The following is a 25301-nucleotide window of genomic DNA, read 5'->3' as shown; positions in this document are numbered from 1 at the left end:
CTTACATCTTATTTTATGAAGAAATTAAAGGATGAAATTAATGGAAGAACAACAACAAACCAATCAAGAACAAGAAGTAATGAACTGGACGGAGCATTTAGGTGAGTTAAGGAAGCGATTAATTTATACTCTAATTGTTTTCGGTATTTCATTTGGTGCTGGGTTTGTCTTTGTTGAAGAAATTTATCGCTTTATGGAACGTGACGTTGATTTTACTCTAAACGTTTTGAGCCCATTTGAGATTATTTGGATATACATTATAATCGCTACTGTTACTGGGATAATTGTAACGTTACCATTCTTTGCGTTTCAATTATGGTTGTTCATTAGACCCGGCCTAACATCACATGAACGTAAGGTTAGCTTAATGTATGTGCCAGCTTTATTTATTTTGTTTATCTTAGGTCTATTATTTGGATATTTCGTCATTAAAGATATCATTCTACAATTCTTATTAGACCTTGGTGATGGCTTAGTTAATGAGATGTTTACGGCAGCCAATTATTTTAAATTTATTATGCAAATCACATTACCCTTTGCATTATTCTTTGAAGTGCCATTAATTGCTATGTTCTTAACTAGTTTAGGCATTCTTGATCCATCATTTATGAGAAAGACAAGAAAATATGCTTATTTAATTCTAGTTATATTAGGAACGATGTTATCACCACCTGATTTCATACTACAGTTATTAGTAGCAGCTCCATTAATTATACTTTATGAAATTGCAATACTCATGTCTTCAATTGTCCATAAGCGACGTATTAAGAAATTGAAGAAACTTGAAGAATCTTAAGGTGGTGTTTCAGTGAAGTCGTTTTATCATTACATGATGACTTATAGAGGAGTTAAAGATAAATCAGACCCTAAAAAAGCACTTGCTGATTGGATGTTTAAGGATCATGATTTTCCTAAGCACTCAACTGACTATGAGGAAATAAGTTATTACTTAGAATTTAACCCACCATTTACAGAAGCTTTATCAACCTTCGATGAAGTGTGGGAAGAATATAAAGAAAAGTATTAAAGAATATTAAATGCCCTACTATTAATCACTTAATAGTAGGGCATTAGATTTAATGTCATCTATTCTTCTTCATAATCAATTATTTAGCAGTATGCGCTACCTACAATAATTAAAAGAATGAACAATACGACGATTAAAGTAAAGCCTCCATGATAACTTTGACCCATTTTTCATTCCCCCTTAGTCGATTCACTTGTAAAATATGCATATGTGTAGAAATTTGTATGGGCAGAGACTTGTTCTTGTGTTAATCACACACCATTTTTAATAGTTATTAATCCACTTATAGGCTTGTCACATGATATAATATGATTAAATATATAACATTGAGGTGATTAAGATGCCAACACCTTTAACGATGGAATGGAGACTCATCACTAATGGTGAGGAGACTCGTGTTCAAGAGGACTCAGATTTATTCGAAATACGTTTTGATGGCTACAAGTTGTTTCCAATTGATGAAACAGTAGAAGTAGTACGTAAACCAGGCTCAAACCAAAAAGGCGTCGCCAAAATAGTGAAATTAGTTTTTGAAAATCAACAAACAATTTGTCGATATCAGCTATTATCCTTACATTCTGTCAACTAATGGAGAAAGTTATGTCGAAATAAGCATTATACTGCGCTTTCCCGGGAAATGTGGAAGGAGGGTTCAGCTTGGAAATAACGTCCGATTGGAAGGGAATTCTACAAAGTGAACTTCATCAGCCTTATGTTTTAGAGCTTTTCAATACTGTAAATAATGAATACTCGAGCAGTTCTGTATATCCACCTATAAACCAAATTTTTAGAGCCTTAAATTTAACGCCCTTCAGTGAAACGAAAGTGGTAATTTTAGGTCAAGACCCATACCATGGGTCAGGACAAGCTAATGGGTTGAGCTTTTCTGTCAATAAAGGACAAAAACTACCACCATCATTAAAAAATATTTATCAAGAATTAGTAAATGATATAGGTTGTAACGAACCTAATCATGGTGATCTAACCGCTTGGGCAAAACAAGGAGTTTTATTATTAAATACTGTATTAACCGTAAGAGAAAAAGAAGCTCATTCACATAAACAAATTGGATGGGAAGTATTAACGGATCGAATAATTAATCTATTAAATGAACAGAAGACTAATATTGTATTTGTATTATGGGGTAATCATGCTCAAAGGAAAGGGAAAGTGATAAATAAAGAGAAACACCTTGTTTTAAATTCGCCTCACCCAAGTCCGCTATCTGCCTATAGAGGATTTTTCGGGAGTCGCCCTTTTTCAACTATAAATACATATTTATTAAATCATAATCAAACAAAGATTAACTGGTGTCTATAAAAATGTGACATTTGCCTAATCGAGATACTCGTCTATTTCGTAGTATATAGGAGAATATAAAGGAGGAATAGGCGATGGATCCATTTGAGTTTCAATCTCCACAACATCATTGGCACCAGTACCCTTATTATCAACAACAACCTTTTCATCAACCAATGCCACAAAGTAGAGGTTTAAATCAGTTATTTCACAAATTAATCGGTAAGGGACACAATCCGTACGGTCGTTTGCCGCAAGTACCATTCATGTCTGGACCAGGTATGGCACCCAAATATGCACAATTATATGAAACGTTGAATCATGTGCAAAAAGGGTTAGGAATTATTCAACAAGTATCTCCTTATATAAAGCAATACGGTCCCTTTGTTAAAAATTTACCTATGTTGGTTGATATGGTTAAAATAATGATGGAAAATGAAGGTGAGGAACACGAAGAGTCTCATCATCATGAAATAGATTCTGAAAGCGGAAGCGGGCACGACACTCATGAGGAATCTGAATCTAGAGATCATAAACATCATGAAGAATTAGAACAACCGAGGTCACGAAGGTATGCTCGTTCAAGACGACGGGAATCAGTAAGTCAACAAAAGATGGCCGATAAAAATGATAGTGAATACAAACATCAAGTAGATCAACAACGAGCGAAAACGGAAAAAACATCTCGTTCAAAACGGGGTGAAATACCAAGACCGAAACTGTACATTTAGAGGTGATAAGATGACCCAATTAGAAAAAGCAACATTCGCAGGAGGCTGTTTCTGGTGTATGGTAGAGCCCTTTGATCGTAGGCCAGGTATTGAGAAGATCATATCTGGCTATACTGGCGGCCATACAGAAAATCCTACTTACGAGGAAGTTTGTTCAGAGACAACAGGCCATATTGAAGCTGTACAAATCACATTTAACCCTGATGTCTTTCCTTATGAACAACTACTAGAGGTTTATTGGCAACAAATTGACCCTACTGATGACAAAGGACAATTTAATGATCGTGGAGAGTCGTATAAACCTGTTATTTTCTACCATAATGACTACCAAAAGCAATTAGCAGAGCAATCCAAAAAGACATTAGAAGAGAGTGGTATGTTCAGTAATCCAATTGTGGTAGAAATTCGAGAAGCATCAACGTTCTATCCAGCTGAAGAATACCATCAAGATTATTATAAGAAGAATGCGCTTCATTACAATTTATACAAAAAAGGTTCAGGGCGTAAAGCATTTATCGATGATAACTGGAAAAAGAACGATCGCGAAAAACTTCGTAAACAATTAACAGATATCCAATATAAAGTTACACAAGAAGACGCGACTGAACCTCCATTTCAAAATGAATATTGGGATCATGAAGAAGAAGGAATTTATGTCGATGTTGTAAGTGGTGAGCCTTTATTCTCTTCTAAAGACAAATATGATGCAGGGTGTGGTTGGCCAAGCTTTACAAAGCCCATTGCACAACTCGAAGAAAACTTGGATACTTCACATGGGATGAGAAGAATTGAAGTTCGAAGTAATTACGCTGACTCACATTTAGGCCATGTTTTTGATGATGGGCCGATTGAAGAGGGTGGAATGAGATATTGTATAAACTCAGCAGCATTAAAATTTATTCCTGTTGAACGTTTAGAAGAAGAAGGATACGGAAAATACAAAGTGCTATTTAAAGATTAAAATTTGAGGTGAAATAATGATTCATAAAACTTGGTATGATAACGAAACAATAAAACAAATAAAGTGTACAAATACGAATGCAAAAAAGTTTACTGTTGAGAATGTTTTAAAGACAGGAAAGGTGTATGACGTAAAGAACGAAACAGAAGAGTTTTATTTTGTTGTTGATGAGACGGGTAAAATGGGTGGATTTTTAAAAAGTTATTTTGAGGAATTATAATAAATGAAGCAGTTTTCAACAAGTTGTTGGAAGCTGCTTCTTTGACTCTATTGACCATATTATTTATAATTTATTTTAAATTCAAGATAATTTGGAGGTTCTTATGAAATATATTTTTAAAGAAGGAAATAACGATCGTACATTGTTACTTTTACATGGTACAGGTGGTAATGAAGAGGATTTATTACCTTTATCAGATATGATTGATCCAGAAGCAAATGTATTAAGTGTTCGAGGCAACGTTAATGAAAATGGAATGAATCGTTATTTTAGAAGAGTAGCTGAAGGTGTGTTTGATGAAGATGATCTCATTAAACGTACTGATGAATTATATAATTTCTTAAAAGAAAAGAGTGAAGAACACAATTTTGATATTAACCAAGTTTATGCAGTTGGTTATTCAAATGGGGCTAATATCGCTGGGAGTTTATTATACCATTACCAAGACAGTCTGAAAGGGGCTATGTTATTTCATCCGATGGTTCCTCGTCGAGGCATTGAATTACCTCAACATACTGGTGTTAAAGTCTTTATTGGAGCGGGTAAAAACGACCCAATATGTCCAGCATCAGAGGCTGAAGAACTTAGAGCTATGTTAGAAGGTGCGGGTGTAAATGTTGAATTGTATTGGACTAACCTCGGCCACCAATTGACTCGTGATGAAGTTGAAGCAGCCAAAGATTGGTATGAAAATTAGAGGTCCTTTAGCTTATTATAGAAGGAATAGTTGATTTGAGAAGAAGTTTTTATTGTTATTAGCGTAGTCAATATGCAAGACTCCTGGTCGGCTAAAAACGGCCACGTCCTATGGCCAACGCCGACACTAGACCGTCCAGGTCGTCGCAGAACAGCACGAGCTGAGGGGCCACAGGATATGGGTCAGTTCGGCGTTGCAACATGGATGTTGCGTATTTAGCCGAACAGCCTTAAACTCCGAACGGAAGTGAGTTTGGGGAAGTTGAAACCGTGCCTGCGGAAAGCGAAGCATTTAGACGTAGCTAATAATTAAGAAGCCGAAATTCAAGGTGAAGAAACCTTTTATTCGGCTTCACTTATTTTAAAGTTGTATTATAGACCCTGAGGTTAAATATTCAAATTAACTAAAAAGATTCCAAGTGTTTTCTCATAAATTTCTTCAAATTGTCTAAAAGGTAATGGATTGGTTCCTCTACCTAGTTCAACAGTGTAACCTGGCCTTCTATAATCTTGAATAAACCAGTCTTTAAATCCTGCGTGACTGTCCACGTATCTAATCGGTACATAACCACTGACACGCCCATATTCATTAACAATTGACTGTGCTTCAGACGGCTCGAATCCTTCATATCCCCAATAAATCACTTTACCTTGAGTATGAAGTGCTAACACTCGATCGAAATCTTTCTCTTCAACTAAATTTGCTAAAGCAATTGCTTCTGGTTCTGATAACGGAGAAGGACCAGGATAGTCTCTAGGTGAAGGTTGTTGGCGTTTACGATTACTTTCTATTTGCCAGTTTGCAGGAAATTGGTTATTTAAGTCGACTCCTCTAATATTAGCTTTCCAGTTATTAAAGTTCGTACTTTGATTATTGATGGATAGAACTAAATCACGAAATTCCTCTTCATTAGGTAGACCTTCATTGAGTAAATCTACACCATCTGGGTTAACCATTGGTACAAGTGACAATGTTATTTGATTGTAAAATGTATTCATATCGACTCCACGAATAGGCTCATTTGATGAGAGGGATAATAAGTAATCATGTAGAAAGCGCATGATGACAGAAGATGTAATGGATTCATTTGCATGAAAAGAACCGTTTATATGAACATGTTTGTCACCTTCTCCTATTGAGACTTCATATATTGGTTTATTCATGACAGACCTACCAATTTCTCTAAGTGTAATAAACGGAAAAAGATTTACTAAAGTAAATAAATCTTCTTCTAATTGATCCGATGTATAGGGTTGATTGAATTCTAATATGTCTTCACGAATTCTAACTGGTAAAGTTATTGAATCACCAATTCTTAATTGATATGGATCAACAGGATTAGCTGCAAGTATTTGTTCCATAGGAATCTGGTTTTCTTGACTTATTTTCCAGAGAGTATCTCCATTTTGTATAGAATATGGTTGAGTTTGGTAATATGGAATGTTAATGACTTGGCCAATCCTTAACATATTGGGATTCGTATAAGGATTAGCATTGATTAGTTGAGAGAGAGGAATCTTAAATGTGTTAGCAATACGATAATAGGTCATTCCAGGCTGAATGACTAAATCCATGTGAAATCCTCCTTAAGTATTTAAATGAACACTATTATATGTATATTTGCACATTCACAAAAAAGTGCTTATAATTTTATTAGAATGCATTGCACAGACCTGGTTTCTTATATACAATGTGTTAAGATAGTTTTAGAGAAAAATAAAGGAGTGGTTACTTTGGCATTTATTATCACATCGCCGTGTAAAGATGAAAAAGCAGCAGAATGTGTTGAAGTCTGCCCGGTTGATTGTATTGAAGAAGGCAAGGACATGTTCTATATAGATCCAGATATTTGTATTGATTGTGGAGCATGTGAAGCGGTTTGCCCAGTGGAAGCTATTTACCATGAAGATGAGCTTCCTGAAGAAGAACGTGAATATATTGAGATTAACCGTAAATTTTTCCAAGAATAAATAATCATGGTAAGAAGGCTGGATATTTATTCAGCCTTTTTTCACTTTTAAGCCTTTTTACTTCTTAGCTCGCCAGATGGCGGGTTTTATTAATGAAATAAATTATGGGGTGCCATTAATATGAAACGACTATATTTGACAGATATTCAAACAGAGCATTTATTCTCAGCTATTAGATGGGTTTTTTTATTAGTATGTGGTGGTTTATTTTATTACGAACCTATCAGAAATCAATTGGATTTAACGTTTGAAACATTTGATTATTTATTTATCACTGCTTTATCTTATATGTTAATCACTCAATTTGCCTTATTTTTTGCTTCTAAAAGAGAACGATTACAACAATTCATTTTGCGCTTAGGAATTGTAATGGACTTTGTTGTAATCTTTTGGTTAATCGCCTTGTCTGGTGGCATAAATAGCTGGTTTGTACCAGTAGTATATTTGTTCCTCATGCATGCAACGATTTATTGGAGAACTAAAGGGTTAACCTTAGCGTTAGTGTCTTCTTTAATTGGTTATACTACCATTGGGTTTTATCAAGCAACAGAGATAACATCTAATTTATTATGGACATACGGATTTAATGTTTCGTTCTTTGTCATTATTGGATTATTTGCGGGGATTCTTGCACTTAGAGAACGAAAGTACTATAAAGAGAAGGTTACATTCCAAGATCAATCGGTTAAAGATTATGTAACAGGATTGTATAATCACCGATCTTTCCAAAATACTTTAACGAAAATAACAGAAAGCCAAAAAGATTTCGCATTAATTATGGCTGATATAGATAATTTCAAACAGATTAATGATACTTATGGACATACTGTGGGAGACCAAGTATTGTCTGCGTTTGGTAATACAATTCAACATCAACTAGATCGTAGAGAAAGTTATTCGTTTCGATACGGTGGGGAAGAGTTTGCCATTATTTTATTCGATCGCCAGAAGCGATCGATTGAACAACAAATTAATGATTGGAATAAATTATTCCAGCATGGCATTAACTTAGTGCCTGAACTGAAAGGTGAAAATATTACGATTAGTTATGGAGTAGCCTTCTCTGATGAACAAGACGATAAAGATGCTTTGTTAAAGCGTGCAGATGATTATCTTTATTTAGCAAAATCAAATGGAAAAAATCAAGTAATGTTTCAAGAATCTTTTGAGCATATAGGGGAGTCAAGATGATTACAAAAGAACTAACGTCAGAATCATATCATTTTGATGTTTTATGGGAAAAGTTTAATAAGAAACCATATCAAAATTTAGAAGACAAATTATTGAAATTATATAAGAAATGGCAAAGCGAACAATTAACTGTAGGATTTACTGGGCACTTTTCTGCTGGTAAATCGACTTTAATTAATGCGTTATTAGAAAATGATATTTTACCTTCAAGTCCGATTCCTACAAGCGCAAACATTGTTGAGGTACAGTATAGTGAGGAAGAAGCAACAATTTACAACCTTCCAGGTAAAAGACAAGCCACAGAGTCTGAGGTAAATCTGAATCATGTAAAACAATTAGCACGAAATGGGGAAGAAGTTCAAACCATTACCATTCAAAAGCCAATTGAATTATTAAAAAATAATATTACGCTAATGGATACTCCAGGAATAGATTCGTCTGACGATGAAGAATTTAAACGAACGTTATCAAACACTTATTTGATTGACTACTTCGTTTATGTCATGGATTATAACCACGTACAATCAGAAGTGAACTTCAAATTCTTAAAGGAATTAGAAGATAATGACATTCCTTTCATTATGGTTGTTAATCAGGTTGATAAACATAATGAAAAGGAACTCCAATTCGACTCGTTTAAGCAATCATTGAAGAATAGTTGTCGATCCTGGGGAATTAAACCAAAAGAGATCTTTTACACATCATTATTAGACCGTGAACATCCTCTAAATCAATTTAATGAACTACAAACGTATATTAAGCAACTCATTGAGAATAAGGATACATTAATTCAAGATAAGTTAACGTTTGAATTATCAAATTTAATTCAAAAATGGGTATCACATGAATTGCGACTAGAAGACTTTGACATTGATTTAGTTAATGAGAAGAGAAATTCAATCAAACGTTTGTTTGAAGAAAAAGAAATCATTCAGCAAGACCTTGAACAATTCAGGGCAAAGCTAAACCAAGCGATGAACGAGCTGTTTCAAAACGCCTATATTATGTCTTTTGATACTAGAGAGTTAGCGAAGTCTTACCTAGAGTCATTGCAACCAAAGTTTAAAGTGGGTAAGTTATTCGCTAAGAAGAAGACGGAAGAGGAACGTCAATCCCGACTTAATGCATTTCTTAATGATGTGCAAGATCGAGTGAAAACTGAAATGGTATGGCATATTCGTCATCTACTTATGAATATGTTAAGTGATAAACAAGTTGAAAATGCTGAATTAGTAGAAAAAATCCAGAACTTTGATGTAGATGTAACAGAAGAAGTATTAAATAAATCAGTAAATCCATCGGCAGAAGTAAATGCGAATTCTGTTCTCGTTTATACGGATCAATTGCATAAAGACCTTTCTCAGTTTGTAAAACAAGAAGCAACCCCAATTATGAACGAGCTAGTACAAGTAATAACTCATCAACAACAAAAACGAATTGATATGATCGATGAGCAAATTGAAGACTATGAAAAAGAGTTAGATGAGTTCAATGACGTTCATGAAATGGAAGAGAAGCATGCTCACTTAACTCAAATGTTAAAGGAACAAGTATTTGTTAAAACAGATACAAATGAGCAAATTAGTCAAGCTGTTCTTAGAAATGAAGATATAAGATTAATTGATATAAATGATCTAATCGATGAAGAGTTAGAGACAGAAGCAACTGACTTACAAGAAATCACTCATGAACAAGCTTCTTTTATAGATGTTGAAAAGCTTAAAGAAAAAGGTTCAAGAATTAGAAACCAATTAAAAGAACTAAAACCTCTTAAGCCTTTTGAGAGAACTTTAACAAATCAATTAGATCAACTCGAGAATACAGAATTAACCATTGCATTATTTGGTGCATTTAGTGCAGGTAAATCATCATTTGCTAATGCTTGGCTAGGAGAGTCAGTGCTACCAGCTTCACCAAACCCAACAACAGCTGCTATTAATAAAATTGCACCTATATCAGAGGAACATCCTCATGGAGAAGTACGAGTTAAGTTCAAAACAGCAGACGAGTTGTTACACCAACTGTTTATGATTGTAGAACCATACACAAGTCAAACATTTAAAGATTTAACTGATTTAGTAAAGTTTTTATACAAGAATCAAAAACTATTAAATCAACAATTAAATAAAACTGAATCGTCGTTTATAAACGCATTCTTAGATGGGTATGAACAATCTCGAGTTAATCTTGGCAAACAAATATCTATTACAATTAATGACTTCTCTAAATATGTTACTGTTGAATCTATTTCATGTTTTGTTAAAGAAATGACAATTTACTTTGATTGTGAGCTAACACGTAAAGGAATCACACTTGTTGATACACCAGGGGCAGATTCTATACACTCTAGACACACGAATACTTCATTCCATTACGTTAAAAATTCCGATGCAATTATCTATGTGAACTATTACAACCATGCTTTCTCAAGAGCTGATCGTGAATTTTTAATACAATTAGGTCGTGTGAAAGATACATTTGCGTTAGATAAGATGTTCTTTATCCTGAATGCGGCTGACTTGGCAAAAGATGAGAATGAACTAACACTAGTTAAGGATTATTTAAAAAATCAATTAATGCAATATGGAATTAGTAATCCATCTATCTATCCATTATCAAGTAAAGCGTTACTTGATGGAAAAGAATCCATGGATGAGCAACCATTCTTCAATCGGTTTAATCAGTTTATAGACCTTGAAGCAAAAGAAATTATGGCCAATCAACTAGATTTAGAACTAAAAAGGTTGGAAAGATATTTATCATCTACTGTAGAAGAGGCATCATCTAATTCAGAAAAACAAGAAGAACAATTAAACCAATTCATACAGCAAATCACACATGTAATTGATTGGGCTAACAACCATACTAATTCAACATATGTTAATGAAGTAACTCAGGAAATTGATGAATTGACTCATTATTTACATCAACGTCTTATGATTCAATTAAACGATTTAATGAAAGAATCCATTAATCCTGTGACAATTAATTCGAATGGTAAACAGGGTAAAGAACAACTTAAAATAGCTCTTAAAAAATTACAAGTCTTTATTTCTGAGCAATGGGCTAAGGAATTTGAAACGACTCACTTAATTTTAGATCGAGAGTTAACTGTAGTTCTTGAACAATGGGCAAAGCAGTTTAATCAATTTATTGAAGAAAATACACAATTAACTAAACTATTAATAAAAGAAAATTCATTCTCTAATATGAAACAACCAGGAATCAGTGTGCTATTAACAGAACCTCAGTTAAGTGAATTAATGAGTATGTACAAAAATAAAAAAGAATTTTTCGAGCAACAAAAAGTGAAAGACTTATTTGAAAAAATTAAAATGTACATGGATACGTCATTAAAGACAAATATTGATACACTCAACCAAGAATTAAAAGCGCATTATACAGAACAATTTAGAAAGACAAAAGAATCTATTGTTCAAGATTACAAAGAACAACAACAAGAATTAGTAGAAAATAAACGCTTAATTTATCATAATGAAGATTATATAAACACGTTTAAGGAATTGTTAAATGAGATTCAATAGTTTGAAAATTCGACAAATACAGTTGTTTTCGCTATAATTCTATTAAATTGAATTATTTTTGAGGGGGATCCTATGACAACAAAAAGAGTATTAAAAGCGGATGATTTGTATCAAATTGACTCAGTTTCAGACCCAAGAATATCTCCTAATAATAGTGAAGCTGTATTTGTCAAAACAAACTTAGATGAGGAAGAAAATAAATATGTTTCAAACTTATTTCATCTAGATTTAGATACAAACGAAGTCACACAATGGACGTATGGTAAACACATGGTATCTCAACCAAGATGGTCACAAAGTGGTGATCAAATTCTTTTCCTATCTAATCGAAATGAGAAAAATCAAGTGTTTGTTCTATCAACTAAAGGTGGGGAAGCTAAACAGGTTACAGACGAAAAAGAAGGCGTTTCAAGCGCAGAATTCTCACCTGAGGGTAAAAGAGTTGTATATCAAACGGGATATAACGTAAATGAAAAGAACGAGGAAGAGAAGGATGAGAAGAAGAAAGATAAGTTGCCTGAGCCTACAGTAATCAATCGGATGAAGTATAAAGCTGATGGTGCTGGCGTTTTAGAGGAGAAGTACCAGCAATTAAAGTGTTTAAACCTTGAAAATGAAGAAGTTAAAACCATAAAAAAAGGTAAGCAGAATTATATATTTCAAGGTTGGTTAAATGACTCATCGATCATTTACTCAACAGATGAAGACGTTAACCAAGACTTCAATTTTAATCATAATGTTTATATATATGATTTAGAAAAAGACGAAGAACGAGAAATACCAACAGAAGAAGGTTATTCGGCAAGCTTTACGACATCTCCAAATGGTAAACAACTATTGTTTGTCCATATGGGAAGGAAATATTATAATGCGACACATGCAGAAATCTATCATTATGATTTAGATTCGGGCATTGTATCACCGCTAACGACAGAGTTAGATGCACCAGTTGGGGATTATGTCGTTGCAGACACTCAACAACAAACCTATCTACAAGAAGTTCAATGGGCATCTGATCGTGATTTTTATTTTGCAGTCTCAGACCAAGGTAGTGTCATTTTATACTATGGTAATGTTGATGGTGAGCTATATCCAGCGTTAAAAGAGGATATACATGTAACTGGGTTCAACTTATTACCAGACCAACAAAAAGCAATATTATCAATCAGCACTAATACAAATCCAAGTGATATTTATTTACTTGATATACCCTCTGGTGAATTAAAGCAACTTACGAATGTTAATCAAGAATTTTTAGACGAAGTTGTAGTGGTTGAACCAAAACAAATCTCTTATTCTAGTAAAGATGATTGGACTGTTCATGGATGGTTTATGAAGCCTGCTGAATATATAGAAGGCGAAACCTATCCTATGGTTGTTAACATTCATGGCGGACCTCATGCTTTCTATGCGAATACATTTTTCCATGAAATGCAATATTTAGCTGCAAAAGGGTATGCAGTACTGTATGTAAACCCTCGTGGTAGCCACAGTTATAGCCAAAAATTTGTTGATGCTGTTCGTGGTGATTATGGAAATGGTGACTATCAGGATATTATGAATGGTGTCGATTACGTGTTAGAGAATTATACTTGGATTGATGAAAGTCGCCTAGGCGTCACGGGTGGAAGCTATGGTGGGTTCATGACAAACTGGATTATCGGTCATACAGATCGCTTTAAAGCAGCCGTAACGCAAAGAAGTATTTCCAACTGGATTAGTTTTAGAGGAGTCAGTGATATTGGTTATTACTTTAACGAATGGCAAATTCAAGCGGATCTTGGGAATGTAGAAAAACTATGGAAGCATTCGCCAATAGCATATGTAGAAAATATGAAAACACCGTTAAAAATCATTCATAATGAGCGTGATTTCCGCTGCCCTATGGAACAGGCAGAACAGCTATACATTGCTTTAAAACATCAGGGAAATGAAACTGAGTTTGTAAGGTTCCCTGAATCGGATCATAATTTATCTCGTACAGGTAAACCAAACCTTAGAATTGAACGATTAAATCATATTGTAGGTTGGTTTGATGAATACTTGAACTAAATACAACAAGAGCCATGCTGATTTGGAGCATGGCTCTTGTTTATTCCCAATGTTGTTGAATAAATTCATCTCGACCTGATTTTTGACGGTCCTCTTGATATTCTTCTGGATTTTTTTTATAAAAATCTTGGTGTTCTTTTTCAGCTGGATAAAAAGTGTCAGCTGGCAAAATCTTTGTGACAATAGGGTCTGAAAACTTACCACTTTTTTCGATTTCCTTTTTAGATGCTTCAGCTAGTTCTCTTTGATGATCATTATGATAAAAGATAGCTGTACGATATTGAGGACCACGATCATGAAATTGTCCATCAGGATCTGTTGGATCAATTTGTGGCCAGTATAAATCTATGATTGTTTGATAAGAAATAATTTCTGGATCATATGTAATTTGAACGGCTTCATAATGTCCAGTTTCTCCACTTTTAACTTGTTCGTATGTAGGGTCATTGACATGACCACCTGTGTAGCCTGATAAAACGGAGTGTACGCCATCCCATTGATCAAACGGTTTAACCATACACCAGAAACACCCACCTGCAAATGTTGCTTTTTCTAGTTGATTTGTCATCTTTCTTCACCTCACTTATGAAAGATATTATATCAGTCTAAACTATATAGAAAAAGAAAAGAGCTTTAGAATAATCTAAAGCTCTTGCTCTAAAGACTTCGCTTACCCGTAACAAGTTGATAAATAAAGATAATTCCAGCGATAATCAATAGAATATGAATTAATCCACCTGCAAAATCTAATAATAACCCAATTAACCAAATACCTAAAATGATCCAAATGATTGTCCAAAGCATATTATCACTCCTTATGCTGTGTTAATTTTATCTATTCCCCAATGGCTAAATTATTAAACGAAGCTTTCAAATTTTTGGTATAATTAAGTCAAAGGGGGAGTTAAATGTGTCGCTAGAAGGAAAATTATCCGAACTAAAGGAAAAAATGAATAATGAACCAGAACACTTCGATGGAATGACATCTACATTTGTATTTAACATAACGGATTTAGAAGAAACTTGGAGTGTAGATTTTAAAGGAGATCACGTTGAACTATTTAATGAACAACTGGATTCTCCAACATGTTCCATGAAGATGGATGCAAAAAACTTTGAAAAATTACTAGATGGTAATTTAAACGCCACAACTGCTTTTATGATGGGGAAAATTAAGGCTGACGGGGATCTAACGAAAGCTTTAAAACTTCAAAAAATCCTTACATATTATCAATAAACTTCTTAAGCAAACACAAAAGGAGTGTGAAGGTTGAAAAAAATTATACTATTATTAAGTTTAACAATAGTGTTAGCTGCCTGCTCTGAAGATGAGCCAGAGTATACTAATCCATATAACACTGCTAACCAATATTTAGAATTATGGCATGAACAAGATTTTCAAACGATGTACGATGAATTATTACTTCAACGAGCCACGGCTGAGTTTAGTGAAGAGGATTACGTTGAAAGATACAAACACCTTTATGACGTATTAAATGTGCAAGACCTCTCAATTGAGATTGTAGAGGAACAAGAGGAATTAACCCAAGAGGATCTAAAAACATTAAGAAATATAGATATTCCAATAAAGATTTCGTTCCAAACACTTGCTGGAGAAATTGAGTATAAGAAAGACCTTCACCTGGAAAAGTTTGTAGAAGAAGAATATGCAGGTGAGAGTGAACGAGAACTAGATCCGGAGAGTCCATGGTACGTTAATTGGGATCCTTCATTCATATTACCAAAACTTGAAAAAGGTGATGAAGTTCGCTATTCAACAATTCCTGCGAACCGTGGCGACATTGTCGATCGGAATGGAAATTACTTAGCCACTGAAGGCGAAGTTTATGAAGTTGGTATTGTTCCACAGGACTTTGATGAGGGTAATATATCCAAATTAGCCAATATTTTGGATGTGTCCGAAGACTTCATAAATGATAAGCTAAATCAAAGTTGGGTACAACCTAATCAGTTAGTTCCTATTAAGAAACTAAGCTTAGATGATGAAGGTTTAATGACAAGAGCCATTGCAATTGAAGGGGTTACTTCAGATTACACTATGGATCGTGTATATAATTATGGTGAAGCAGCAGCGCATTTAACAGGGTATATAGGTTCTATTACAGCTGAAGAGTTAGAAGAACACGAAGATAAAGGATATACTGCACAAGACGTAATAGGTAAGCGTGGTCTTGAACAACTATATGAAGAAGAGTTACGTGGTGAGAATGGTGTTGAATTATATATCGTAAAACCTAATTCATCAACCCAAACAATTGCAAAAAAAGACCCTGTTAATGGTCAAACTATTGAATTAACCATCGACATGAATTTACAGCAGCAGATTTATGATACATTAAAAGACGAAGCAGGTACTGCAGTAACTATTAATCCAAAAACCGGCGAAGTTACTAGTCTAATTAGTTATCCTTCGTTTGACCCGAACAATTATGTTCTTGGTTTTAAGCAGTCTGAATATGAAGCTTTAACAGATGATGATCGTAACCCGACACTAAATCGTTTCTCAACGACCTTTTCACCGGGTTCTAGCATTAAGCCAATTAGTGCTACCGTTGGATTATCTCATGGAGATTTAAATCCTACTGAAACAAAAGAGATTGTTGGAAAAAGTTGGAGTAAAGATGATTCTTGGGGAAATTACTCTGTTACACGGGTATATGACCAAGATCAAGCCGTTGACCTGGAGAGTGCAATGGTTAACTCTGACAATATTTATTTCGCGATGATGGCAACAGATATGGGGGCACAATCATTTAAAGAAGGGTTAACTCATGTAGGTTTTGGGGAAGAAATGCCTTTTGAATACCCTATTGTTGATTCTCAAATTTCAAATAGTGGTGATTTTGAATCAGAAATTCAATTGGCTGATAGCGGTTATGGCCAAGGTCAAATGCTAATGAATATTGTTCATTTGGCTTCTTTATACGGGGGAATTGTTAACGATGGGACTGTGATGAAACCATTGTTAAAATCAGAGGAATCATCAACAGCTTGGATTGAAGACATGGCAAGTCCTGAAGATGCACAATTAATACAAGAGTTACTACGTAAAGTTGTGACAGAAGGTACAGCCAATAGTATTAATATTTCTGGACATGAAATTGCTGGGAAAACTGGCACAGCTGAACTTAAAGCTACTCGTGATGAAGAAGGCTCAGAGAACGGGTTATTTGTATCATATGATCAGCAAAACCCGGAATTCATTTTAGCAATCATGGTTGAAGGTGTAGAAGATAAAGGTGGAAGTGGATTTGTCGTAGATCTTGCAAAACAAATATACCAAAACAGATAACGATAATTATATTATGTTAACTTACTATGACGCTACTTTATGTGGCGTCTTTTTTTATGCTTAATAATGATGGTTTCAGGAAAAGTTAAGTATATCTTATTTTGTTTTGGAGGATGTCCATGTCGAAACCAATTATCTTATTAAATATTGATAGCCTAATGTCAGAACCTTTAATACAATCCATTCAAAGTGGTAAAGCTCCTGCATTAAAATTTTTATTGGAGCAAGGTAGGTTTCTACCAGAAGTTGTAAGCTCATTTCCTACTATGTCAGTTACCATTGATAGCACGTTATTAACAGGAACATATGCTGATGAACATCAAGTGCCTGCATTAAATTGGTTTGATGTAGAAAGTCAGCGGTTAATTAATTATGGAACTGGTTTACGCGAGACAATAGCAGTGGGATTTAGTCGATCGGTTTTAAACATGTTTAACCGTTTAAATAACATTGATTTGAATTCAAACACTGCTACACTTTTTGAAGAAATTCAAAAGGTAGAGAAGAAGAGCGCGGCTATTAATTCTTTTGTTTATAGAGGACCAAAAAGAACAATACTGACTGTTCCCAAATTACTAAGACTGTTTACGAATATAGGAGATCAACTTACTACCCTTGCGCCTGATTATTTGTCTATCGGTGCATTTAAAAGCTTACGAAAAACAACTTTTGCACCATTTTTAATTGGTGGAAACCGAAAGTTTGCGGGCCGTGAGTTAAGGTTTTTAATAAAAAACAATCTGCTACCTGATTTTACGTTTTGTATATTTCAAGATATGGATGCTCGAGTTCATAACTTGGGACCATTTGATTTTAATGGGATTAAAAACATTGATAAAGAAATACAAAAAACACTTAACTTATACGGTAGTTGGCAGGAAGCAATAGAGAAATGTATATGGCTCATCATGGGAGATAATGGGCAATCAACGACAAGTTGGAACTTTAAAGACGTTGAAATCAATTTAAATCATTTATTATCAAAATATCGAATTCATCAAATTAATAAGCCTGTACAAGATAAAGATCAATTAGTGCTCGCGGTAAATCAAAGAATGGCTTACATTTATTTGTTAGACGAAAATCTAGATTATAATCAAGTTGCCGACACATTAAAAGATGACTCACGAATTGATATCATTGCTTGGAAAGAAGACGAGGGCATTAAAGTAATATCTGGTCAACATCATGGAGAAATGTCGTTTAAACCAGGTGAAATGTTCAAAGATGAGTACAACGCTAAATGGGATATTAAAGGTAACTATAACATTTTGAATATAAACGTTGAAGAGAATTACATTTATTACAATGATTATCCAGATGCACTTGCAAGATTATATGGAGCTTTAAACTCTCATAAAGGTCGATTCATCGTGATTAATGCTAAACCAGGTTGTGAGTTTTTAGCAAAGAAAACACCAATACATATTGGTGGAGCATGCCATGGTTCATTGCATAAACAAGACTCTTCAATACCACTCGTGATTACTGGTACAAGAGAAGTTCCAACATATGCAAGATTAGTGGACATGAAGGAATTTATTTTAACTTTGATTAATAATAAAATTTGACATAAAAAGAAAGAACGCGAGCTAGAATAACTCTTCTGAACAACGCGTTCTATATATTATTCATAACCTAATTCTTCTAATATACTAACTAGTAAATCTGGGCGATCAGTTACAATTCCATCAGCACCACGCCTTATTAATGACTCCATAGTTTCTGGGTCATTAATTGTCCAATAGTGGATTCGTAGCCCCATTTGTTCAGCGCCACCTAAAATATCAGGTGTGGTGAGATCGTAACCGCTCGCTTCTATTGGCAATTGCATCGAATCAACAGAAGGGAAGTAGAGGTTTTTTAAAAAGAACTTGTGAGTCATAACAAAGTTTCTAACTTCCTGTTCACCTGCTGATACAGCTACCTCGTCACTAGCATATTGCTGAAAAGTCTCAATAATGTCATGATCGAACGAAGCCACCGTTACTTGTTGTTCCATTTTATGCTCTTCAATTAACTTACTAAGTCGCTCTGAGATGTCGTCCATTCGCTCGTATGGGTTTGTGTCTTTTATTTCAATAAGAAAACGCTGATTAGGAAAAGCTTCAAATAATTCTTCTATCGTAACAAGCTCAATACCTTGATCTCTAAATGGATGACCCCCATCATCATTAACCCAGTAATAGCCTGCGTCAAGTGTTTTCAATTCTTCCAGATTTAATTCATTTACATAACCTGTCCCATCTGTTGTGCGGTCTACAGTTGGGTCATGAATCGCAATGAGGTGACCATCCTTTGAAATATGTATATCCGTTTCTAAAACATCGGCACCAAGACCGACCGCATTTTCAAAAGCTGGTATTGTGCTAGATGGAGCTAAATGTTCTCCACCTTGGTGAGCGATCACAAGAGGCTTTTCTTGGTCATAAAAAGGTTTCACGTCTATTGAATGAAATGGAATAAGGTTTAGAGTGACATAGATTGCACCTAAAATGCCTAATGTCATAGATGCTCTTCTAATTAATTGTTCTCTAGTTGGTTTGTTTTTCTTTTTCTTTTTCAAAATAAATCCCCCTAGTCTTTCTCTTCATTTATTATATCAAAAGAAAGATAGAGGGGATAATCAAACTTTATAAACTATAATTATATTATGTTAACTAGAATGCTTTCCATTTAACTTTTTTAGCTTCACCATATCTCTTTGAAACTTCATCCCAATTGACAATATTCCACCATTCATCTACATATTTGCCCCGATCGTTGTCGTATTGTAAGTAATAGGCATGCTCCCAGACATCAAGTGCTAATAACGGGATGGCATCCCACTGACTTAAGTTTTGGTGCTTTTCTGCTTGCAAAATTTCTAGTCGATGAGATCGAGGAGAATAAACTAGAATAGCCCACCCAACACCTTCAACATTCTTAGCAGCTTCAGAGTATTGCTTCTTAAATTGATCATAACTACCAAAAGATTGATTAATGGCTCTTAATAAGTCACCTCTAGGTTTGCCACCACCATCCGGGCTCATGATATTCCAAAAAATCGTGTGTAAATAGTGACCTGCTCCGTTAAAAGCCAATCACTAGCACCTTTAAATGTAGCGCTTTTCGCAATTAGATGAGCACTTGTTTGATAAGGTGTTATAAATTCATCAACTTTAGAATGTTTGAATGCTGAAATGTGCTGATCATATAAGATTTCCGCAATTGTGTAAACATCAAAGTTTTCGTCATTACCTAGGCCTTCAATCGTAGTTGTAATCAGTAATGTTTGTCCATCAGCTAAGGAATAATTCTTCACATCGTCTGATGCAAAGATTAATACCGCAAAAGAATCTTTTATATTTGCTTGATGTAACGTTTGAGCTTGTGCTGGATTTCCGGAAATATAATGAACACGTTCATGTCTAATCGGATTTTTCTCAATAGACTCATCAATTAGGACGATTTCTCGCTCATCCTGCATATTTAATTATTCTTCAATCGTTTCTTTAGAACGTTTCGTATAATTTATTATTATGTAATGATCTTTTTCTTTATAAGGCAATTTTCCTTCCTCCTTCTTACGACGATACTCTTGAATCCCGTCTACAATAAAACCTATGACACCCCCCATTAAACCAATGCCTACAATGTATACAGCTGTCATGGCGTACAATTGACCACCAATTGTCACAGGAGAAATGTCTCCAAAACCAACCGTTGTGATAGTTGTCATAATCCACCATAAAGCAGTGAAGTAAGAATCAAACGTCTCAGGCTCGATCCACCGTATGATGATGGAAGACATAATGATGAAAATCAATAGTAACAATAAATAGAGCAATTTGTTGTCGATATTCTTAATTCGTTTCTTAATGAGTTCAAAAAACATATCCTACATCCCTTTTATAAACTTTATCTATATTATACATTTAAGACTTTCTGATGCACACCCTTCATATTACTTAATAAATTTTAAGACTTTATTTTTCGCCTTATAGAATTCCATTTCACATCATGATAAGATATACATAAAAAATAATAGAGGGGGAGTTATACATGAGTGATAAGCCAATTATTCAAGTGCGTGACAATGGGTCTATTTTAGTTAAAGGTGATGTGGAACTGTTAGATGCAGAAGGCAATAAATACGAGACAAAGCCAGCATTCTCATTATGTCGTTGCGGTGCATCAAAAAACAAACCATTTTGTGATGGTTCGCATAAACAAATCGAATTCGAATCGGTTACTCGTGCTAACGACTAAGAGCCTAAATAAGGGGCTCTTTTTTTATGTTCTGAATTAGTTAAAAATTACATAATTATTTAAAAAAATGTTACAACTTACGAGTTTCATTGCGTATTAAAGTTTTTATGCATTATACTGTATCTGATAAAAATACAAAGGGGATTTCATCATGCTCCTATTCAGAACAACTATCACGATTTTAATATTAACATTAATATTCCCTTTACAAGCTTTTGGGGAGGGACAAGATCATATAACATTAAACAGTGAAGCAGCGGTATTAATAGATGCCAATTCTGGCGAGGTTATATACGATAAATATGGAGATCAAACAATGTATCCTGCAAGTATTACAAAAATCATCACAGCCATTGTGGCGATTGAAGAAGGTAATCTTGATGATACAGTAACAGTTAGCGAAGAGGCTCGAAGTGTTTCTGGGACAAGGGTTTATTTAGAACCAGGTGAGAAAGTTAGCATGGAAACGCTCGTAAAGGGATTATTAATTAATTCTGGTAATGACGCTGGTGTTGCAATAGCTGAACACATTGATGGTAGTGTGGAAGCCTTCTCAGAACGAATGAATCGATTTGTGAAAGAGAAAGTAGGTGTAGAGGATACTCACTTTGAAAACCCACATGGACTTTATGATGCAGAACATGTGACTACAGCTCAAGATATGGCTAAGATTACGCAGTATGCCATGCAAAATGAATCATTTAGAGAAATTGCCGCTACAAAACAAATGAAATGGGAAGGTGAAAGTTGGGATACAACGATTTACAATCACCATAAATTAGTGCGCCAGCGAGAAGATGTTACGGGTGTAAAAAATGGATTTGTAAGTCAATCCGGCTTCACGCTAGTAACATCAGCCACTCAAGATAATATCGATCTAATTGCGGTTACCTTAAAAGCAAATACAGCTGATGCCGCTTATAAAGATACAGAAGCATTGTTGGATTACGGCTTTGATAACTTCCAAACTTATACTGTTGAAGCTGATTATGACACGTATGAATTTGGTGATTCAAAATTTGTCTTGGAAGATGATTATGTTTTTACAGCTGAGAAGAATTTGAATTGGCACCATAATGTCAATGAACGTGGCCAGCTTGTGATCACAGATGACGAAGGTGAGACAATTGACACACATGAACTCACAGAAATAGTTCAAGCATCTGCAACAGATAAAAGCCAAACAAATAAAGAGAAACCTCAAACAAAGACAAATCAAATTAGTCTTTGGGGAACGATTATAGGAATTGCTGTTTTGGTAGTGGTACTATTTGTAATTAAAACCATTCGTAAACGCCGTAAAAGACGTTTCTTTTACTAGAAGAACCTTTGTGATAAGGTTCTTTTTTATTTTTCACCAAAACAATGCATGAACCCTATCATAAAACAAAGATTATAAGTAACTATTGAAATTGTTAGGGTGAAAGTATGATTCAAGAAATTAACTGGTTAACTTACTTAATGATTATATTGGCTAGCTACCGCTTCACTCACTTAATCGTCTTTGATAAAATTACAGAATTTATTCGAAAGCCATTTTTGAAAAAGAAATCGATAAAAGATGAACATGGACATATCGAAACTAAAGAGGTTCCAACCTCTAAGTTTGGTTATTTACTGAATTGTTATTGGTGTGCGGGTGTTTGGAGTGCAATATTTTTATCAATAGGTTATCTATTTTTACCTTCAATAGCATTACCCATTATTTTCATACTTTCAATTGCTGGAGCACAAGCCATTTTAGAAACCTTTGTTGGTGTTGGCGTTAAATTAGTGGATTTCTTGAAAACTAAATAAGACGGCAAATTAGCCGTCTTAAATGGTTATAGATCTCTTGTATCTGTTGGGTCATCTTCAAAATCTTCGTTTAACTCATCGTCTAGATCTGATTCATCAGGTTCAAGTTCTTCAGAAAACTCCGTCTGTAATTGGTATTGATCGACTCCATGATGATCTTCATGTTCAGCTTCATTATATTCAGATTGTACTTGTTTGTGGAAGAAGTACTCAAAGATCGTTACACCTGCCGCAGAGATAAGTGAAGCTGTAAATAAATCTCCACCCACCGTTAAGATTCCTAACATAAAGTAGATAACGACATAAGCTAAAACGAAGTCTGTAATGGTTGCAACTGTATTGCTTGTCCTAGGTAAAATAAACGCATCACCTAAATAAGAAACAAGTGTTAAGACGATACTAATCATGAGTACATTACCGAATGAAACATCATATCCAAAGCCTAGAATCAGAAATAATAAAACAAAGCAGGAAATGAACTTGATCGCCAATAATTTTGTATGATTCATTTGAGATTACCTCCTTTCACCATATAGTGTTGTTAATTTTTTTCTTTTTATACTTTAGACAACTGTGGGTAAATGTGTTATGATAAGTACACGCAATATATATGTACTTAATCGATGTCCATGTTTTTAAAGTGTACTGATGAAAGTACATGTAATGGAGGTGTTTGCATGACCAACTATTACGCGTGTGTGACGTTAGATGTGATTCGATCGCAGTCACATAATTTAAATGACGTTGAATCAATACTCGGTCAGTTAAAAGATTGTCTTAATAATCAGTTCTCAAATGAATTGACTATTGCATTTGACATTCGTAAAGGTGATGAATTAATTGGAGTTCTTTCGAGGTTTGGCCACTCTTATAAAGTATTAAGGGCTATTGATGAATTTTGCGAAGAAAATGGTTATAATATCGCATTTTACATTGGTTGTGGTTTTGGTACGATTGATACGGATAATAAAAGTAGTATACATGTAGCCAATGGAAGCGCCATTATAAACGCGATTTATGCAAGAGATGACATTGTGAAAAAGGGAAAGAGGGAGGCAAAATTATGGGAAATCACAAACCAACATAAAGTATATTTTTATACGGAAGATTTCCCATACGCCCCAATTAATGCATTACATTATTATATAAATGAATTAATTCATAAACGTAGTCAAAAACAAAAGGAAATTGTAAGGGCAGTTAAAGAACATCCAGATGACACTTATGAATCAATCGGAAAAATGTTCGGGTATAAATCACCTAAAACAAGTGTAAGTAATCATTTATATGCTGCAAACCATGAATTAGTTGCAGAATCAGAGAAGAGTTTAGTGAATCTTCTAGACTTTCACCAAAATCAATTAGAACAAAATTAAGTGAGGATGTCGTTATGACTTATGCATTATTACTGATACTAGCACATTTCTTAGCAGACTTTACTTTTCAAAGTGACAAGCTGATTGAAGGTCGAAAAAGCCATGAAAACAAAGTAAGGCGTAAAGCGCTGATAAAGCATGCTTTCATTCACTTCGTAACCTATATAGCTTTTATATTAGTTGGAATGATATTCATTCAATCTATTAATCTATTAAATATACTATCACTATTCGTTATAGTTCTTTTAATAACAGTGACACATTTTGAGATAGACGCAGCTAAATACCACCTAGATCAGCAGGTCACTTCACAAAAATGGAAGGCTATAACCTTTATAGGTGATCAACTATTACACATCTTAATTATAGTGATTCCAACTTTATACTTAATGGAGTCTAATATCATTTCCAATCCGGCTGCCAACTATTGGTTAAGCTTATTAATTTTATTTTATTTAAACACCATCGTCGCCTCTCACTTTCTACAAATTGTTCTGGGAAAAATTGCTCCCCCAAACACGTTTGAACAAATTGTAGAAGAGGAAGTGGATCGCCAAGAACCAAATCAAGAAGAATCATTAACACATACAGTAGTTACAAAGAGTAAAACCTCTTACCCTGATAGCCATCACAAAATAGGCCGTTATATTGGTATGTTAGAACGAACATTAATCATGATGTTTGTATTCTCAGGTCAGGTGATGGGCATTACAATCATATTGGCCATTAAATCAATCACTCGTTTTAAGCAATTCGATGACAAAAGGTTCGCTGAATATTATTTAATTGGATCATTATTAAGTATGATTATAGGAATCATATTTGGGTACTTAGCAAGCCGATTATAAAACCGCTCATCCACTGAGCGGTT

Annotated in this window: 30 protein-coding genes; 21 read left to right on the top strand and 9 right to left on the bottom strand. The window is 34.4% G+C overall.

From position 1 onward, the window contains the following. Positions 1-40: 40 nt before the first annotated feature. Both tatC and ACTWQB_RS05010 read left to right on the top strand, forming a co-directional pair. Complete coding sequence (gene tatC / locus ACTWQB_RS05015; RefSeq protein WP_443138086.1) at positions 41-796, top strand: twin-arginine translocase subunit TatC; 756 nt, start codon at positions 41-43, stop codon at positions 794-796. Between the two features lie 12 nt (positions 797-808). Further along, positions 809-1027: a YozE family protein gene (locus ACTWQB_RS05010; RefSeq protein ID WP_443138085.1), complete on the top strand. Its 219-nt coding sequence runs from the start codon at positions 809-811 to the stop codon at positions 1025-1027. A gap of 83 nt (positions 1028-1110) precedes the next feature. Here the strand turns inward: ACTWQB_RS05010 and ACTWQB_RS05005 are convergent, their stop codons facing one another. Then, entirely contained in the window at positions 1111-1194 is an 84-nt protein-coding gene (locus ACTWQB_RS05005) for a YjcZ family sporulation protein (RefSeq protein ID WP_443138186.1), read from the bottom strand. A gap of 173 nt (positions 1195-1367) precedes the next feature. Between ACTWQB_RS05005 and ACTWQB_RS05000 the strand changes: the two genes are divergently transcribed. The 7 genes from ACTWQB_RS05000 to ACTWQB_RS04970 all read left to right on the top strand — a co-directional run bounded on the left by ACTWQB_RS05000 (position 1368) and on the right by ACTWQB_RS04970 (position 5154). After that, a complete protein-coding gene (locus ACTWQB_RS05000) occupies positions 1368-1616 on the top strand; it encodes a DUF2584 family protein (protein ID WP_443138084.1) in 249 nt (82 codons plus the stop codon). A gap of 68 nt (positions 1617-1684) precedes the next feature. Next, a complete protein-coding gene (locus tag ACTWQB_RS04995; protein ID WP_443138083.1) occupies positions 1685-2347 on the top strand; it encodes a uracil-DNA glycosylase in 663 nt (220 codons plus the stop codon). Between the two features lie 74 nt (positions 2348-2421). Beyond that, positions 2422-3057, top strand: coding sequence for a VrrA/YqfQ family protein (vrrA, locus tag ACTWQB_RS04990; protein WP_443138082.1), 636 nt, complete (start codon positions 2422-2424; stop codon positions 3055-3057). Between the two features lie 10 nt (positions 3058-3067). Then, positions 3068-4018 (top strand): peptide-methionine (S)-S-oxide reductase MsrA, encoded by a 951-nt coding sequence (gene msrA, locus ACTWQB_RS04985; protein ID WP_443138081.1) that lies wholly within the window; start codon positions 3068-3070, stop codon positions 4016-4018. Between the two features lie 16 nt (positions 4019-4034). Further along, positions 4035-4238 (top strand): DUF6501 family protein, encoded by a 204-nt coding sequence (locus tag ACTWQB_RS04980; protein ID WP_443138080.1) that lies wholly within the window; start codon positions 4035-4037, stop codon positions 4236-4238. A gap of 103 nt (positions 4239-4341) precedes the next feature. Then, a complete protein-coding gene (locus ACTWQB_RS04975) occupies positions 4342-4935 on the top strand; it encodes an alpha/beta hydrolase (RefSeq protein ID WP_443138079.1) in 594 nt (197 codons plus the stop codon). A gap of 72 nt (positions 4936-5007) precedes the next feature. Next, entirely contained in the window at positions 5008-5154 is a 147-nt protein-coding gene (locus ACTWQB_RS04970) for a hypothetical protein (RefSeq protein ID WP_443138078.1), read from the top strand. Positions 5155-5321: 167 nt separating this feature from the next. On the opposite strand, the gene ACTWQB_RS04965 is transcribed toward ACTWQB_RS04970, so the two are convergent. Beyond that, positions 5322-6509 (bottom strand): M14 family zinc carboxypeptidase, encoded by a 1188-nt coding sequence (locus ACTWQB_RS04965; RefSeq protein ID WP_443138077.1) that lies wholly within the window; start codon positions 6507-6509, stop codon positions 5322-5324. A 159-nt stretch (positions 6510-6668) separates the two neighbouring features. Here ACTWQB_RS04965 and ACTWQB_RS04960 point away from each other — a divergent pair, with 159 nt between their 5' ends. From ACTWQB_RS04960 to ACTWQB_RS04945, 4 genes are all read left to right on the top strand, one after another. Further along, a complete protein-coding gene (locus tag ACTWQB_RS04960) occupies positions 6669-6905 on the top strand; it encodes an indolepyruvate ferredoxin oxidoreductase subunit alpha (RefSeq protein WP_054754620.1) in 237 nt (78 codons plus the stop codon). Positions 6906-7025: 120 nt separating this feature from the next. Continuing rightward, positions 7026-8096: a GGDEF domain-containing protein gene (locus ACTWQB_RS04955; protein WP_443138076.1), complete on the top strand. Its 1071-nt coding sequence runs from the start codon at positions 7026-7028 to the stop codon at positions 8094-8096. Further along, positions 8093-11641 (top strand): dynamin family protein, encoded by a 3549-nt coding sequence (locus ACTWQB_RS04950; protein WP_443138075.1) that lies wholly within the window; start codon positions 8093-8095, stop codon positions 11639-11641. The genes ACTWQB_RS04955 and ACTWQB_RS04950 overlap by 4 nt, the downstream gene beginning before the upstream one ends. 72 nt (positions 11642-11713) lie before the next feature. Further along, positions 11714-13693 (top strand): S9 family peptidase, encoded by a 1980-nt coding sequence (locus ACTWQB_RS04945; protein ID WP_443138074.1) that lies wholly within the window; start codon positions 11714-11716, stop codon positions 13691-13693. 40 nt (positions 13694-13733) lie between these two features. Here the strand turns inward: ACTWQB_RS04945 and msrA (ACTWQB_RS04940) are convergent, their stop codons facing one another. Further along, entirely contained in the window at positions 13734-14261 is a 528-nt protein-coding gene (gene msrA, locus ACTWQB_RS04940) for a peptide-methionine (S)-S-oxide reductase MsrA (protein ID WP_443138073.1), read from the bottom strand. An 89-nt stretch (positions 14262-14350) separates the two neighbouring features. Further along, entirely contained in the window at positions 14351-14497 is a 147-nt protein-coding gene (locus tag ACTWQB_RS04935; RefSeq protein ID WP_443138072.1) for a lmo0937 family membrane protein, read from the bottom strand. Positions 14498-14603: 106 nt separating this feature from the next. On the opposite strand from ACTWQB_RS04935, the gene ACTWQB_RS04930 reads away from it, so the two are divergent. The 3 genes from ACTWQB_RS04930 (at position 14604) to ACTWQB_RS04920 (ending at position 18577) form a co-directional block, all read left to right on the top strand. Continuing rightward, positions 14604-14930 (top strand): SCP2 sterol-binding domain-containing protein, encoded by a 327-nt coding sequence (locus tag ACTWQB_RS04930; protein WP_443138071.1) that lies wholly within the window; start codon positions 14604-14606, stop codon positions 14928-14930. A 33-nt stretch (positions 14931-14963) separates the two neighbouring features. Beyond that, positions 14964-17006, top strand: coding sequence for a penicillin-binding transpeptidase domain-containing protein (locus ACTWQB_RS04925; RefSeq protein WP_443138070.1), 2043 nt, complete (start codon positions 14964-14966; stop codon positions 17004-17006). Between the two features lie 119 nt (positions 17007-17125). After that, entirely contained in the window at positions 17126-18577 is a 1452-nt protein-coding gene (locus ACTWQB_RS04920; protein WP_443138069.1) for an alkaline phosphatase family protein, read from the top strand. A 56-nt stretch (positions 18578-18633) separates the two neighbouring features. Here ACTWQB_RS04920 and ACTWQB_RS04915 read toward each other — a convergent pair whose 3' ends face one another. The 4 genes from ACTWQB_RS04915 to ACTWQB_RS04900 all read right to left on the bottom strand — a co-directional run bounded on the left by ACTWQB_RS04915 (position 18634) and on the right by ACTWQB_RS04900 (position 20883). After that, entirely contained in the window at positions 18634-19572 is a 939-nt protein-coding gene (locus tag ACTWQB_RS04915; protein WP_443138068.1) for a glycerophosphodiester phosphodiesterase, read from the bottom strand. A gap of 94 nt (positions 19573-19666) precedes the next feature. Continuing rightward, positions 19667-20038 (bottom strand): superoxide dismutase, encoded by a 372-nt coding sequence (locus ACTWQB_RS04910; RefSeq protein ID WP_443138067.1) that lies wholly within the window; start codon positions 20036-20038, stop codon positions 19667-19669. Beyond that, complete coding sequence (locus ACTWQB_RS04905; RefSeq protein ID WP_443138066.1) at positions 20035-20475, bottom strand: TrkA-related ion transporter; 441 nt, start codon at positions 20473-20475, stop codon at positions 20035-20037. Before ACTWQB_RS04905 ends, ACTWQB_RS04910 begins: the two co-directional genes overlap by 4 nt. A 6-nt stretch (positions 20476-20481) precedes the next feature. Further along, the gene (locus tag ACTWQB_RS04900) at positions 20482-20883 is read right to left on the bottom strand and encodes a potassium channel family protein (protein WP_443138065.1); all 402 of its coding nucleotides are present in this window, start codon (positions 20881-20883) and stop codon (positions 20482-20484) included. A 167-nt stretch (positions 20884-21050) separates the two neighbouring features. On the opposite strand from ACTWQB_RS04900, the gene ACTWQB_RS04895 reads away from it, so the two are divergent. The 3 genes from ACTWQB_RS04895 (at position 21051) to ACTWQB_RS04885 (ending at position 23054) form a co-directional block, all read left to right on the top strand. After that, positions 21051-21257, top strand: coding sequence for a CDGSH iron-sulfur domain-containing protein (locus ACTWQB_RS04895; protein WP_443138064.1), 207 nt, complete (start codon positions 21051-21053; stop codon positions 21255-21257). A gap of 151 nt (positions 21258-21408) precedes the next feature. Continuing rightward, positions 21409-22578 (top strand): D-alanyl-D-alanine carboxypeptidase family protein, encoded by a 1170-nt coding sequence (locus tag ACTWQB_RS04890; RefSeq protein ID WP_443138063.1) that lies wholly within the window; start codon positions 21409-21411, stop codon positions 22576-22578. Between the two features lie 107 nt (positions 22579-22685). Next, entirely contained in the window at positions 22686-23054 is a 369-nt protein-coding gene (locus ACTWQB_RS04885; protein WP_443138062.1) for a DUF1360 domain-containing protein, read from the top strand. A 26-nt stretch (positions 23055-23080) separates the two neighbouring features. Here ACTWQB_RS04885 and ACTWQB_RS04880 read toward each other — a convergent pair whose 3' ends face one another. Beyond that, on the bottom strand, positions 23081-23563 hold the full coding sequence (locus tag ACTWQB_RS04880; protein WP_443138061.1) for a YndM family protein: 483 nt from the start codon (positions 23561-23563) through the stop codon (positions 23081-23083). A 168-nt stretch (positions 23564-23731) separates the two neighbouring features. On the opposite strand from ACTWQB_RS04880, the gene ACTWQB_RS04875 reads away from it, so the two are divergent. Further along, a complete protein-coding gene (locus tag ACTWQB_RS04875; protein WP_443138060.1) occupies positions 23732-24430 on the top strand; it encodes a hypothetical protein in 699 nt (232 codons plus the stop codon). Positions 24431-24444: 14 nt separating this feature from the next. After that, positions 24445-25278 (top strand): DUF3307 domain-containing protein, encoded by an 834-nt coding sequence (locus ACTWQB_RS04870; RefSeq protein WP_443138059.1) that lies wholly within the window; start codon positions 24445-24447, stop codon positions 25276-25278. Positions 25279-25301 lie beyond the last annotated feature (23 nt).

This window comes from Piscibacillus sp. B03, assembly GCF_052246295.1.
Taxonomy (GTDB): Bacteria; Bacillota; Bacilli; order Bacillales; family Alkalibacillaceae; genus Piscibacillus.
Note: the sequence above shows the minus strand (reverse complement) of the source record. Positions and strands in the feature narration are given on the sequence as shown.